At 58.3% G+C, this 12,360-nt stretch carries 14 protein-coding genes; 12 read left to right on the top strand and 2 right to left on the bottom strand.

The window, feature by feature from the left end; translation table 11 throughout:
* Positions 1-52: 52 nt before the first annotated feature.
* The 12 genes from ACFWW4_RS00225 to ACFWW4_RS00280 all read left to right on the top strand — a co-directional run bounded on the left by ACFWW4_RS00225 (position 53) and on the right by ACFWW4_RS00280 (position 8,772).
* Positions 53-916, top strand: coding sequence for a carbohydrate ABC transporter permease (locus tag ACFWW4_RS00225; RefSeq protein ID WP_411889019.1), 864 nt, complete (start codon positions 53-55; stop codon positions 914-916).
* A complete protein-coding gene (locus tag ACFWW4_RS00230) occupies positions 913-1,710 on the top strand; it encodes a carbohydrate ABC transporter permease (RefSeq protein ID WP_411889020.1) in 798 nt (265 codons plus the stop codon). The genes ACFWW4_RS00225 and ACFWW4_RS00230 overlap by 4 nt, the downstream gene beginning before the upstream one ends.
* 1 nt (position 1,711) lies before the next feature.
* Positions 1,712-1,990, top strand: coding sequence for a DUF2160 domain-containing protein (locus tag ACFWW4_RS00235; RefSeq protein ID WP_411889021.1), 279 nt, complete (start codon positions 1,712-1,714; stop codon positions 1,988-1,990).
* Positions 1,991-2,069: 79 nt separating this feature from the next.
* Positions 2,070-2,465 (top strand): BlaI/MecI/CopY family transcriptional regulator, encoded by a 396-nt coding sequence (locus ACFWW4_RS00240; RefSeq protein WP_393927531.1) that lies wholly within the window; start codon positions 2,070-2,072, stop codon positions 2,463-2,465.
* Complete coding sequence (locus tag ACFWW4_RS00245) at positions 2,452-3,540, top strand: M56 family metallopeptidase (protein WP_411889022.1); 1,089 nt, start codon at positions 2,452-2,454, stop codon at positions 3,538-3,540. Before ACFWW4_RS00240 ends, ACFWW4_RS00245 begins: the two co-directional genes overlap by 14 nt.
* A gap of 81 nt (positions 3,541-3,621) precedes the next feature.
* Complete coding sequence (locus ACFWW4_RS00250) at positions 3,622-4,029, top strand: rhodanese-like domain-containing protein (RefSeq protein ID WP_411889023.1); 408 nt, start codon at positions 3,622-3,624, stop codon at positions 4,027-4,029.
* Positions 4,026-4,751: a 5-oxoprolinase subunit B family protein gene (locus tag ACFWW4_RS00255; protein WP_411889024.1), complete on the top strand. Its 726-nt coding sequence runs from the start codon at positions 4,026-4,028 to the stop codon at positions 4,749-4,751. Before ACFWW4_RS00250 ends, ACFWW4_RS00255 begins: the two co-directional genes overlap by 4 nt.
* Positions 4,751-5,770, top strand: a complete 1,020-nt coding sequence (locus tag ACFWW4_RS00260) for a biotin-dependent carboxyltransferase family protein (protein WP_411889025.1) — start codon at positions 4,751-4,753, stop codon at positions 5,768-5,770. The genes ACFWW4_RS00255 and ACFWW4_RS00260 overlap by 1 nt, the downstream gene beginning before the upstream one ends.
* 1 nt (position 5,771) lies before the next feature.
* Entirely contained in the window at positions 5,772-6,530 is a 759-nt protein-coding gene (locus ACFWW4_RS00265) for a LamB/YcsF family protein (protein WP_411889026.1), read from the top strand.
* A 9-nt stretch (positions 6,531-6,539) separates the two neighbouring features.
* Positions 6,540-7,208, top strand: a complete 669-nt coding sequence (locus tag ACFWW4_RS00270) for a cupin domain-containing protein (RefSeq protein WP_411889027.1) — start codon at positions 6,540-6,542, stop codon at positions 7,206-7,208.
* Positions 7,209-7,303: 95 nt separating this feature from the next.
* Entirely contained in the window at positions 7,304-8,122 is an 819-nt protein-coding gene (locus ACFWW4_RS00275; protein WP_411889028.1) for a bifunctional allantoicase/(S)-ureidoglycine aminohydrolase, read from the top strand.
* Positions 8,123-8,379: 257 nt separating this feature from the next.
* Positions 8,380-8,772 carry a hypothetical protein gene (locus ACFWW4_RS00280; protein ID WP_393927524.1) on the top strand — a complete coding sequence of 131 codons (393 nt, stop codon included), beginning with the start codon at positions 8,380-8,382 and terminating at the stop codon, positions 8,770-8,772.
* 453 nt (positions 8,773-9,225) lie between these two features.
* On the opposite strand, the gene ACFWW4_RS00285 is transcribed toward ACFWW4_RS00280, so the two are convergent.
* Complete coding sequence (locus ACFWW4_RS00285; RefSeq protein ID WP_411889029.1) at positions 9,226-9,831, bottom strand: hypothetical protein; 606 nt, start codon at positions 9,829-9,831, stop codon at positions 9,226-9,228.
* 33 nt (positions 9,832-9,864) lie between these two features.
* On the bottom strand, positions 9,865-12,282 hold the full coding sequence (locus ACFWW4_RS00290) for a calcium-binding protein (RefSeq protein ID WP_411889030.1): 2,418 nt from the start codon (positions 12,280-12,282) through the stop codon (positions 9,865-9,867).
* Positions 12,283-12,360 lie beyond the last annotated feature (78 nt).

A 12,360-nucleotide genomic window follows, 5' to 3' on the forward strand; every position in this document is an offset into this window, starting at 1 on the left:
GCACGGCGCAGGGAACATGGGTGCAAGCACCCATCCTACGGGAGACGACATCATGAAAACACAAAATCAAAATGCGTGGTTTTTCGTCCTGCCGGTCCTCTTGCTGGTCGCCTTCAATGCGCTGATCCCGATGATGACGGTGGTCAATTATTCGGTGCAGGAAACATTCGGCAATAACGTGTTCTTCTGGCATGGCGTCGGCTGGTTTGAAGACCTGCTGAATTCCGAACGGTTCCATGCCGCGCTCGGCCGCCAAATCCTGTTTACCACTATCATCCTGCTGATCGAAATTCCGCTGGGCATCGTCATCGCACTCGCCATGCCGCGCAAAGGCATCTGGGTGCCTGTCTGTCTGGTGCTAATGGCCCTGCCGATGCTGATCCCGTGGAACGTGGTGGGGGCGATGTGGAACATCTTTACCCTGCCCGATATCGGCCTGCTGGGTTATCTGATGAACACTACGCTGGGCATCGATTACGACATGACCCAGGACCCGTTCGCGGCATGGGTCACCATCGTCACGATGGATGTCTGGCACTGGACCTCACTCGTGGTGCTGCTGTGTTATGCCGGCCTCGTCTCGATCCCTGACGCTTACTATCAAGCGGCGAAGATCGACGGCGCGTCCAGTTGGTCTGTGTTCCGCTATATCCAGTTGCCCAAGATGAAGCAGGTGCTGACCATCGCGATACTTTTGCGGTTCATGGACAGCTTTAACATCTACACCGAAGTGTTCGTGATGACCGGCGGCGGCCCCGGCAATTCCACGACCTTCCTGTCGATTGATCTGGTCAAGATCGCGCTGGGGCAGTTCGACCTTGGGCCTGCAGCGGCAATGTCGCTGATCTATTTCGCGATCACGCTGTTGGTATCGTGGCTGTTCTACACATTGATGACGAAGGATGACGGGAAATGAGAAAACGCAGCCTGATCCCCATTCTCTATATCCTGTTCCTGATGCTGCCGATCTATTGGCTGATCGCGATGAGCTTCAAGACAACGAACGAGATTCTGTCGGGCTTTTCGCTGTTTCCGCAGACATTCACCTGGGACAACTACATCACCATCTTTACAGATCCGTCCTGGTATTGGGCCTATGTCAATTCGATCATCTACGTGTCGCTAAACACCGTGATTTCGATCTGTGTTGCCCTGCCCGCCGCTTATGCCTTTTCACGTTATCGGTTCTTGGGCGACAAGACCCTGTTTTTCTGGCTGCTGACCAACCGGATGGCCCCTGCCGCGGTCTTTGTCTTGCCGTTCTTCCAGCTCTATTCAGCCGTCGGCCTGTTCGACACCCATATCGCGGTGGCGCTGGCGCATTGCCTGTTCAACATCCCGCTGGCGGTCTGGATTTTGGAAGGGTTCATGAGTGGTGTGCCGAAGGAACTGGACGAGACAGCTTACGTCGACGGCTATTCCTTTCCGCAGTTTTTCATCACGATCTTCCTGCCTGCGATCAAGGCTGGCGTCGGGGTCGCGGCCTTCTTCTGTTTCATGTTTTCGTGGGTTGAATTGCTGCTCGCCAAGAACCTGACGGCAGTCGATGCCAAACCGATTGCGGCCGAGATGACCAAGACCGCGTCGAGCGCGGGCTATGAGTTGGGCCTGCTGGCCGCCGCCGGGACGCTCACGATCATTCCAGGCGCGATCGTGATCTATTTCGTGCGCAACTACATTGCCAAGGGCTTTGCCCTGGGGAGGGTCTGAGATGCTGTCATGGATGGCCTGGACGTGGCAAACCGCCGCCTTTTTCATCGCGTTGTTCGCGGCAATCGGGGTGATCACCTTCATCGAAATCCGTTGGCCGGGTACAAGCGAACGCAAGGGCGTGCTGCGGCTGACCACGACGCGCGGTGACCGGCTGTTTCTGGGGTTGCTTGGGTCGGCTTACATCTTTCTGGCTTGGCTTGGGATCTTCGGCACGCCGCTTTGGGTGCCACTCGGCCTCGCCATGGCTTGGCTGATCTTCTGCTTTTGGAAAGTGTGAAATGCTTGGAGATGCGACATCTTTCGTATTTACTGCCCCCGTGGGGGGACGAGCAGACCAACACGTGACGGGACAATAGATGCGGCAGAGAAAGCGTAACGAGTTTTTGACGGAAGTCGAACTGGAGTTCATGACAGAGCTTTGGGCGATGGGACAGGGCAGCGTGCGCGATATGCTGGCCCGGCTGAACCCTGATCGCAACCTTGCCTATACATCTGCCGCGACGATCCTGCGGATCATGGAGCAAAAGGGTTTTGTGACCAGCGAAAAGCAGGGCAAGACATTCATCTATTCACCCGTGTTGGAAAAAGATGCCTATCAGGCCAAAACGCTGCGTGATCTGTCGAACAAGCTGTTTGATGGCACACCTGCGTCCATGGTCGCCCGTCTGGTCGATGACGATGGCATCTCTGAGGAGGCCCTCAAGGAAATACAGGCGCTACTCCAGCGGAGGTTAGACGATGATTTCACTTGAAGCCCTTCTGAACGCCTATATCGACGCCAATATCATTCTGGCACTCGGGGCCGTGATATGGGCCGCAGCACAGCTGATCATCCGACGCACATCGCTGAAACGCGCGCACGGGGCGCAGTTAAATCTGCTTTATGGCGTATTGATCATTGTTGGGGTCGCCCCGTTCGCAGCATTGGCGTTGTGGCCGCAGGCGCAGGCGCTGAACCTGAACCTGTCCGATATGATCGTGGCCGAATATCTCGACGGCCGCTTTGCCATGGCCCCCACAACGTTCGAGGCGCTGCTGGCCAGCCGCGACACGCTGATCCTTGAGGTCACGACGCTCGGCACGACAACCGGCACGATGATTGCCGCAATCCTGACGACCGGTATCACGTTTGCTGCGTTGCGCACTTTGGTGAACCTGACCCGCGTGCGGCGTGTCATCGCCCAAAGCTACCTGTGGCGTCAGTCCGGGCGGGTGCAAATCCGGCTGACCGATGTCTCCTCCATCCCGTTCTCAACCCGAGGGCTGCGTCAGCACTACGTCGTGATCCCTTCGGAAATGCTGGCCACGCCCGCCGATCTGCGCATCGCGCTGTCCCATGAGTTCCAGCATTTGCGTCAGGGCGATCTGAGCTGGGAAACCATGTTGGAACTGCTGCGCCCGCTTTTCGTCTTCAATCCCGCGATGCGTTATTGGAAGCTGCAGGTGGAACGGCAGCGCGAACTGGCCTGCGATCAACAGGTGATGCAACGCAAGAGCCTGAGCGCACAGGACTACGCCAACTGCCTGCTGCGGGTTTGCACCAATGCCGTTCACCGGCAAAGCCACGCGACGATCCCTGCGGTCGCCCTTGTCCAGGCGAGGGGTAGACGCAATGCGCAATTCCTGCGCCACCGCGTCCTGCAAATGATCGAAGGCGGCGGCGGGCCCACCCGACGTTGGGTTGTGCCTGCACTGCTGGTGCCGCTGGCGCTGTCTGTGGCGCTGTCCGCTATTGCGATCCAACGGTCCGGCGACTGGTCACAGGACCGGCTGATGCTGTCGACAATTGTGAACCTTGAACGGCTGAACCAGCGTAACGGGTATTAGGCCCAGCGCACACGGCTGATCTGGACAATCGGGTGACGCTCATGTTCAAAATCAGGCGCACCCCGATCAGGAACCATGCCGATGCCACCGCTGAAACTTTCTGCCGCCGATATGGTCGCCGCTGCCCGCGCCCGGATTGATGAGGTCACAACGCGGGACGCGATTGCGATGTTGAATGATCCTGACGTGCTTTTCGTCGATCTGCGCGATGTGCGGGAACGGCAGCGCAGCGGGGCCATACCGGGTAGTTTTCACTGTCCGCGTGGGATGGCAGAGTTTTGGGTGGACCCCGAAAGCCCTTATTTCAAAGAGATTTTCGGGCAGGATAAACGGTTCGTCTTTCACTGCGCATCTGGCTGGCGATCGGCCCTGACGGTGGCGACGCTGTACGATATGGGTTTTGCCGCCGCCCATCTGGCGGATGGCTTTACCGACTGGGTCAAGGCCGGTGGCCCGGTCGATGACACCATGATCAAGCCTGTCGGATGACGACTGACACCCCCGAATTCTGCCCACTGGGGATTGACGGTATTCTTGTCCGCTTTGCCAGGGTTTTGACGGAAGAAGCGAATGCGCAGGCGCTGACCTTTCGCGATGCGGTGGTCGCAGCCAACCTGCCGGGCGTGGGCGAGATCGCGTCCTCACTCACTTCGGTTCGCGTCGCGTTTGATCCGACTGTGACAGGCCGCGCAGCTTTGCTGGACCGCCTGCGGGATATTGCCAAGGACCTGTCTGTGCGGGCCCTGCGTCCGAAACGGATCTGGCACATCCCTGTTGCGTTCGGCGCTGACTACGCACCCCAACTGGCCGAAGCCGCCGCACTGGCCGGTGTTACCGAGGATCAGGCCATTGCCGAGATCACCGGGCAGGATTTGCGTGTCATCGCCATCGGGTTTGCGCCGGGCCAGCCTTATCTGGGCATGCTACCGCCCCATTGGGACATCCCGCGCCAAGGCAGCCTGACCGAAACCCTGCCGCGCGGCGCGCTGATCGCGGCGGTGCGCCAGTTGATCATATGGGCCGCAGATGCTCCCACGGGCTGGCGACGTATTGGGCAGACCGCGTTCGAGGTTTATCGCCCTGATGCAGCGGAGCCATTCGCCTTTGCCCCTGGCGATGCGGTGCGATTTTGCCATGTTTCTGACAGTGAATTCAGCGCCTTGCGTCAGGGCGACGGGAATGGCGGTGCCAGATGCGAGGTTCTGCGCTGATGCCCACGTTGCAGGTTCACAGCGTCGGTCCCGGCGTGACGGTTCAGGACCTTGGCCGGCCCGGCTGGACGGCGCGGGGATTGCCACGCGGCGGTGCAGCGGATCGGCTCGCGTTGTTCGAAGCGGCTGCCCTGCTGGGCAGCGATCCCACAAATGCGCTGCTGGAGATGATGGGGTTTGGTGGTGTTTTCAGTACAAGCCACGACACGCGGTTTGCGCTGACCGGGGCCGACATGCAGGCCAGTATGGACGGCGCGCCTGTTGCGCCCAATACGACCCATTTGCTGCGGGCCGGTCAGCGGCTGACCGTCGGTGGTGCTCGGCGGGGCGTGTTCGGTTATCTGGCCTTTGCCGGTGGCATTCAGACCAACCCCGTGATGGACAGCCGCGCCGCACATCTGACGGCAGGTATTGGCGGGCGGCGGCGGGACGACGACAGCCTGCCATTGGGTCGTGACGCTGACCCATTAGCGGGGCCGTGCCGGATTACGCCGCAGGACCGTCTGGCTGGCGGCGTAATCCGGTTGATGCCTGGCCCGCAGACGGGTTTCTTTGCGTCCGAAACGCGATACCGCTTTGCCGGCACCGCCTTTCAACGCAGCCCACGCGGCAACAGGCAGGGTGTCAGGCTGGACCATGACGGGGCAGGTTTTGTGATGGACGGTCAGCCGAATATCGTGTCCGATCTGGTGCTGCCAGGCGATGTGCAAATGGCCGGTGATGGGGTGCCTTACGTGCTGCTGGCGGAGTGCCAGACCATTGGGGGCTATCCCCGGATTGGCACTGTGATCCCTGCCGACTTGCCCAAGGTGGCGCAGGCGATTCCGGGCGCGACCCTGCAGTTTCAATGGCTTACGGTTGAGGAGGCTGACGCGACAGCACAAACCGATGCCACCCTGTTGCGCGATCTGAAGCAGAACCGTCAGCCATTGATCCGTGATCCGCATGACATTGCTGATCTGCTTGGCTATCAGTTGATCAGCGGGGCGACCCGTGGCGATGACCTTGAAAGGCCCTGAGATGACACGCAAAGTCGATCTGAACTCCGACATAGGCGAAGGGTTCGGCCCGTGGAAAATGGGCGATGACGCGGCCCTGCTGGATATCGTGACCTCGGCCAATATCGCCTGTGGCTTTCATGCGGGTGACCCGGATGTGATGGCGCAGACCATGGGGCTGGCCTTAGACAAGGGTGTGGGGATCGGGGCGCATCCGGGTTTTGCCGATCTGAAGGGGTTTGGCCGCCGCCGGTTGCCGCTGGGACAGGAAGAACTGGCCAATGCGGTTGCCTATCAACTGGGGGCCGCGCAGGCGATGGCGCAGCGGGCCGGTGGGCAGGTGCGCCACCTGAAACTGCACGGTGCGCTGGCGAACATGGCGTCCGAGGATGCCGGGCTGGCGCGGGTTTGTTACGAGGCCGCGTTGGCTGTTGATCCTGACATCGTGATCATGGTTCTGGCGGCCACGGCCCAGGAGACGGCAGCGCGCGATCTGGGTTGCAACTGGGCCGGTGAGATTTTCGCTGACCGCGCCTATGAGGATGACGCCACGCTGGTGGATCGCAGCAAGCCGGGGGCTGTGCTGCATGATGCCGAGGCAGCGGCAGTGCGCATCCTGCGGATGCTGGAGGCGGATGCGATTATTGCCGAAAGCGGCAAGCACATCCCCTGCCGCATTGACACCATCTGCCTGCACGGCGACACGCCGGATGCTGTGGCGATGGCGCGTGGTATCCGGCAGCATTTGGAACAGGCGGGTGTCACGCTCGCCCCGCTATAGGATAAGCCTATGGAATTGAACGCAGATTTCACCAAGCGCATACTGATCCATTCCAACGATATCCCGTGGAAACCCTCGCCCATGCCCGGCGTCGACCGGCGGATGCTGGACCGTATCGGGGAGGAGGTCGCGCGCGCCACATCTATCGTGCGCTACACGCCAGGCAGCAAATTTTCGGCACATACCCATGACGGTGGAGAAGAATTCATCGTGCTCGACGGCGTTTTTCAGGACGAACATGGCGACTATCCGGCGGGGACTTATGTGCGCAATCCACCGACCACATCGCACACGCCCGGCGCGGCAAATGGCTGCACGATTTTCGTGAAACTCTGGCAGTTTGACCCAGACGACCGGACCCAATTTCGCATCGACATGGAGAGTGGGCTAGAGCCGGGACCAGACGGTATCATGCTGAAAACACTGCATAAAGATACGCGCGAGGTTGTGCGGTTCGTCAGGATGGCGGCTGGCAGCACGCTGGCCGAGACCCCGCAGGGCGGTGCAGAAATCCTGATGTTGAGCGGCGACATGCTGGAAGATGGCGACAGGCTGCGCGCCGGTTCATGGTTGCGCCTGCCCGAGGCTGCACCGCTCCGACTGACGGCGCGCGATGACGGCGCTGCCTTCTGGATCAAGACCGGGCACCTGCCCTTTGCCACAGCACCAAGGGTCTGAATTGTCAAAGAAAGCCGGAGGGTCCTATTCGCGCGCTGCATCTTTGCAGGGGAGACCCGCTGCGGTCTAATGCACCAAGTCCCAGAGGAGTTTTCATGACCAATCCGACCTACTATGCGCCCAAGGGCGGGCTGCCGCCGCAAACGCAACTTTTGACGGATCGCGCCATGTTTACAACGGCTTACGCGGTCATTCCCAAAGGTACGATGACCGATATCGTGACCAGCAACCTGCCGTTCTGGGATGCGAGCCGCGCCTGGGTTTTGGCCCGCCCGCTGTCAGGCTTTGCCGAGACATTCAGCCAATACGTTGTGGAGGTTTCGCCCGGTGGCGGTAGCAAGCGGCCTGAGACCGATCCGACCGCCGAGGCGGTGTTGTTCGTGGTGGAGGGTGAGGTGGCGCTGACCGTTGACGGTGTGGTGCATCAGTTGGCCGTTGGTGGCTATGCTTTCTTGCCGCCCGCTTGCGATTGGCAGTTGCGGAATGATCGTGATGCGCCTGCCCGGTTTCACTGGATCAGGAAGCGATATCAGGAGGTTAGCGGGATCGAGATGCCGGAGGCCTTTGTCACCGATGCCGACAGTGCGACCACCGTGGCGATGCCGGGGACGGAAGGAAAATGGGCCACGACCCGGTTTGTGGACCCTGCTGATATGCGCCACGATATGCATGTGAATATCGTCACGTTTGAACCCGGCGCGGTGATCCCATTTGCCGAGACGCATGTGATGGAACACGGGCTTTATGTGCTTGAAGGCAAAGCGGTTTATCGGCTCAATCAGGATTGGGTGGAGGTCGAGGCAGGCGATTTCATGTGGCTGCGCGCGTTCTGCCCGCAGGCCTGTTATGCGGGCGGGCCGGGGCCTTTCAGATACCTGCTCTACAAGGATGTGAACCGGCATATGCCGCTGTAGCCCGCGCAACGTTCGGTGGCCAATGCAACAAGGGCACCGAACGTTGCGCAGGCGAAATCCGCGAATCATGTGTTAACGCTGGGGTTTTGGTCAAAATGGCCGGTCGGATTTGCGTCGGACAAGCGTCGGCAAAGCGTCGGACCCCTGCCCGCAAAACCCCGTGATGAATGATGCGTGCGGTGCGATTGTTACCGTGATATTAAGGTTTGAGGCGCGTGGGTTATACCCACGCTACGAGCAAAAAGACGGAGCAAAGAATGGCCAGAGGCGCAGGCGGGACCGAGGGCGGAACAGGCAGTTTCCTGATCGGGATCATCATGATGATCGGCGGCGGATATCTGTTGCTGAACAGTATCGTGGTCCGCCCGAATTTCGGGCTGGGGGCGGTGGCATTCAGGCTGGGCGGTATCCCCATCACCAGCGGCATGATCCTGATCCCGTTCATGTTCGGGGTGGGGATGATTTTCTACAACTCGAAGAACTGGATCGGCTGGCTGCTGGCGGGCGGATCCATGGTCGCCCTTGTCTTTGGTGTGATCGCCAATATGGAACTGCAACTGGCACGGATGAGCGCGTTTGATCTGATTGTTATTCTGGTGCTGCTGGTTGGTGGGATCGGGTTGTTTTTGAGGTCGCTCAGGGCGGGGTGAGTTAGTGCCTACGGGCACCCCCTCTATGTAAAGATAATGGCCGCTTCGCGGACAAACCGGCTTTTTGCAGGCGCAGCCATTGCTGACGCAGCAAACGTTCGCTTTTGCGGCATCGCTTATTTGGCAGTGCTGCACATTTCACCAAACCGGCCGTTCAAATGCATAAACCTGGGCAAACTCTGACTGGATTTTCGCTGCGGTCTGTTCCAACAATCGGAACGCCGGGCAAACACCAATTCACTGCACCTGCTCCAAAGACCGCTTCATCGGATCGCGATAAAAATGCAGGTTTTCGCTGACGTCAAACACGACGACATCGACATAGTCTCCGGCAAAACCGGCGCGGTTTAGTCTCGAGGATGTTCGCAGCGGTTGTGATCATCGCGCTTGATCTTTGCACGGCCAGCCGCCGCTGTTTCAGCGGCGGCGTTTCGATTTTGGACAAGTTGCGCGCTACCGCTCAGCGGAAAAGACACCGTCATCCAGGAAATTGCCACCAACGTTGCCGTCTGCAGTACCGGCAATTGCGCCAATTGGGTCAGCGCCATTCGCAATAATGCTGCCTTCCAATGCAATGGCCGTTACATAGTCGGTGCCGCCGTTGGACAAAGTACCGTCAATATCGGTCTGCACTTGCGATACCCCCATCGGCGGGTCCTGCACCAGAATGCCAGTCCCTGTTAAAGTGCCGGTGTAGGCACCGTCGGTTTCATGGAAGAAACCGGTTGCTGAACTAGTGATACTACCATCCCCAGCTGCAAAGGCTGCATTGATTGTCAGTTGCCCGATCAGATCACTGCCGCCGATCTCACCGCCAATGAAGCCGTTATAGGTTGCCGAGCCACTGTCGGGAATGTCCATTGCTGTGGCGGGGGTGATCCCCATCAAGAGCGCGCCATTGCTGTCCGTGTAGCTGCTCTGCATTGCAGCCGCATCGGGTTCGATTTCGGCAAAAGAGGTATAGTCAGGCGTCGTCGATCCGCCTCCGTCGTCGTTGCTGCATCCCGCCAACAAGACCGATGATGCTGCAAACGCAGCCAACATATTAACTCTGTTCATTTTCAATTCCTTTCGAGAAAAGTGGTCCGGCCACTACACCAGCAACAGCGCATCATCGGGGATGAAGTCGCTTTCAGTGATTTCAGTGAAGTCGACATTTCGCAGGATCATCCGGTCCATGCCGGATTGGATGACCGCACCGGTGCCCCGGTAGTCAGAGATTGTCAGATCAGCGAAGGTCAAACCATCCAACTGGATCTGGTCTGTGCCGTCCATATAATCATAGACGATGTCCAACCCGGTCCCTGTGGCAAAGACAAAATCGTCTGCACCCGCACCGCCATAAAGCCGGTCGATGCCAGCGCCACCGTCAAGCACGTCATCGCCCGCCAGGCCGTAAAGGTAGTCGTTCCCACCAAGACCCGAGATCAGATCGACCCCTAGGGTGCCAGTCAGACTATCGGCCATTTCAGTCCCGATAATGATGTTTTGATCTGGTGCACCGGCTGTGCCATCGCCGGGGTTTGTAATCAGGAAGCTGTCCAGAAGGGACAGGCCCTCGCCTGGATCAACGGTGCCGTCAAGGATACCCAGTTCAGCGGCAGTCCCTTCCAGCGTGGCCACAAGCGAGAAGCCAGTGCCATCGGCGACTGAGATCGTCAGATCATCGCCCGAGACGCCTTGCTGGATCAACTGGCGATCTTCGAGCAAATCGACATTGAACCCGGCCAAAGCGTCAAAGCCGATGAGGCTAAGCTTGTCGCTGCCGACCTCAAAATCGGTGATCACGCTTGCTGTGACAACATCGCTGACGCTGGTACCGTAGGACAGCACGAACAGGTCATCACCGCCGCCACCTGTGAAGGTGTTTTCGCCAATCCCGACAAGGAAGTCAGATTCAGCCGTGCCAGCAATGGATGTGCCAAAGTCGAACTGATCGACCTCTTCATAGTCCAGCAAAATTTCGGTGCTATAGATCGTCGCTGGTTTCACATCACCTTTGATATAGAAGGCCACGTTCAGATCGTTGGTCATATTGACGCCATTGACCGACACTTGGCCGGCGTTGTTCTGCCAGCCTGCGCTGATCTCAAGCGGTGAAATCGGGGTGGCCCAATCCAGCAGGTTCAGAACGGTTTGGGTTTCGGCCCCAACCTCGTACTTTTCCTCGTCTTTGGTGACCGGCAACGGATCGCTTGGGTCGATCGGGATCACGACACCGGGCAGATCCTGGCCGTACTTGTCAGGCAGCAAGCGCCAGCGCGGACCAGTGATGTATTCTGTGCCATCGGCGTTCAACACAGGCTCGAACGGTTCGCGGTCCATGGTGGTGTACCATGCATTGGTAAAGCCCATCTCTAGGTCTTCGGAGGCCGCACCGATCTCAACAATGGTGGAGCCGGCAACCGCATCAACCAGTGCTGTGTCGCGCAGGATTGTGCCAGCCTCGTAGAGATCACCGTTCCCGGCATAGTAATCATCGGTGGTACGCCAGATGATCCGATCACCGATGATCTCTTCCTCATAGGTGGGCAACTTACCAATCGCGGATTCGTTTTCGAAATCCTCGGGGCGGACCTGATCATTGGGGTTGTTGGTAATCGTGTGGTGGATCACCAGTTCCGCCGCCATGATCCTGAAGAGTGGCTTCAGCGAGCTGAAGTTATCAACCTCTTCCCATTCATCCGGAAGCGGCAGTTCCACATCTAGACGCACGTCATTGGGCCGTTTGACCGCATTGCCCCAACGATAAAGCAGCTTGCCGTCATCCTTCATCGTGACCGAGTAGTCGTCACCATAGGCGATGTCGTATTCAATCGTGGATTCGTTGGGGTTCAGCAGATCCTTAAGGTCTATAACGCCATCTTGGTTGGCGTCCGTGACCTGGTCCTCCACCGCAAGTGCGACTTCCATGCCATCGGCGTCTATTCTGACATTATTCAACAGGTCCGACACATACTGTCCATCGTACAATTCATTCTGGCTAAGCAGGATCAGATCATCGTCCAGCTGATATTCCGCATCTGGATCGCCGGGAAACATCTGATCGGACAGGATGTTCTGCATTGTCACGTAGTGCTCGGTCGAAGCTTTGACCTTGTTGTCGCCCAATCCAGTCAACCAAGTGCCAAGGACAGCGGGGGTCTTGAACGTGTCTGTCGGGGCGTCCGAGACCACGAGACCGATTTGTTCGCCACCTTCGACCAGGTCGCCGACCCAGCCTTCGGTATATAAGCCATCAATTACTTTTTCTTCCGCACCAACAAAATCGGTCACGTTAAACCCGAACTCGCTGTCAATCGGGTAAAGTGTGACGCCTTCTTTGGTGACTCTAGTCCCGTTGGCACCGCTGAAATCAACGTAATTTGCGCCCTCGTCACCTTGTTTGTCGCCATCAAATGTCGCGGTCACATCAGCGGTACTGAACACATGCACCGCTGTATAATCAGGATCTGTGTTCAGCGGTTGATCAAAGTCCAGAACTTCGCTTGGATTAATTGGAATGGCCATCTTTCGTTTCTCCTCCGACTCGCGCTTAATTACGCGGGTGAGGGCATCGTTGCCCCAACATATTCACTAATTGTGATT

Origin of the sequence: Yoonia sp. SDW83-1, from assembly GCF_046762885.1 — a bacterium.
Classification (GTDB): Bacteria; Pseudomonadota; Alphaproteobacteria; order Rhodobacterales; family Rhodobacteraceae; genus Yoonia.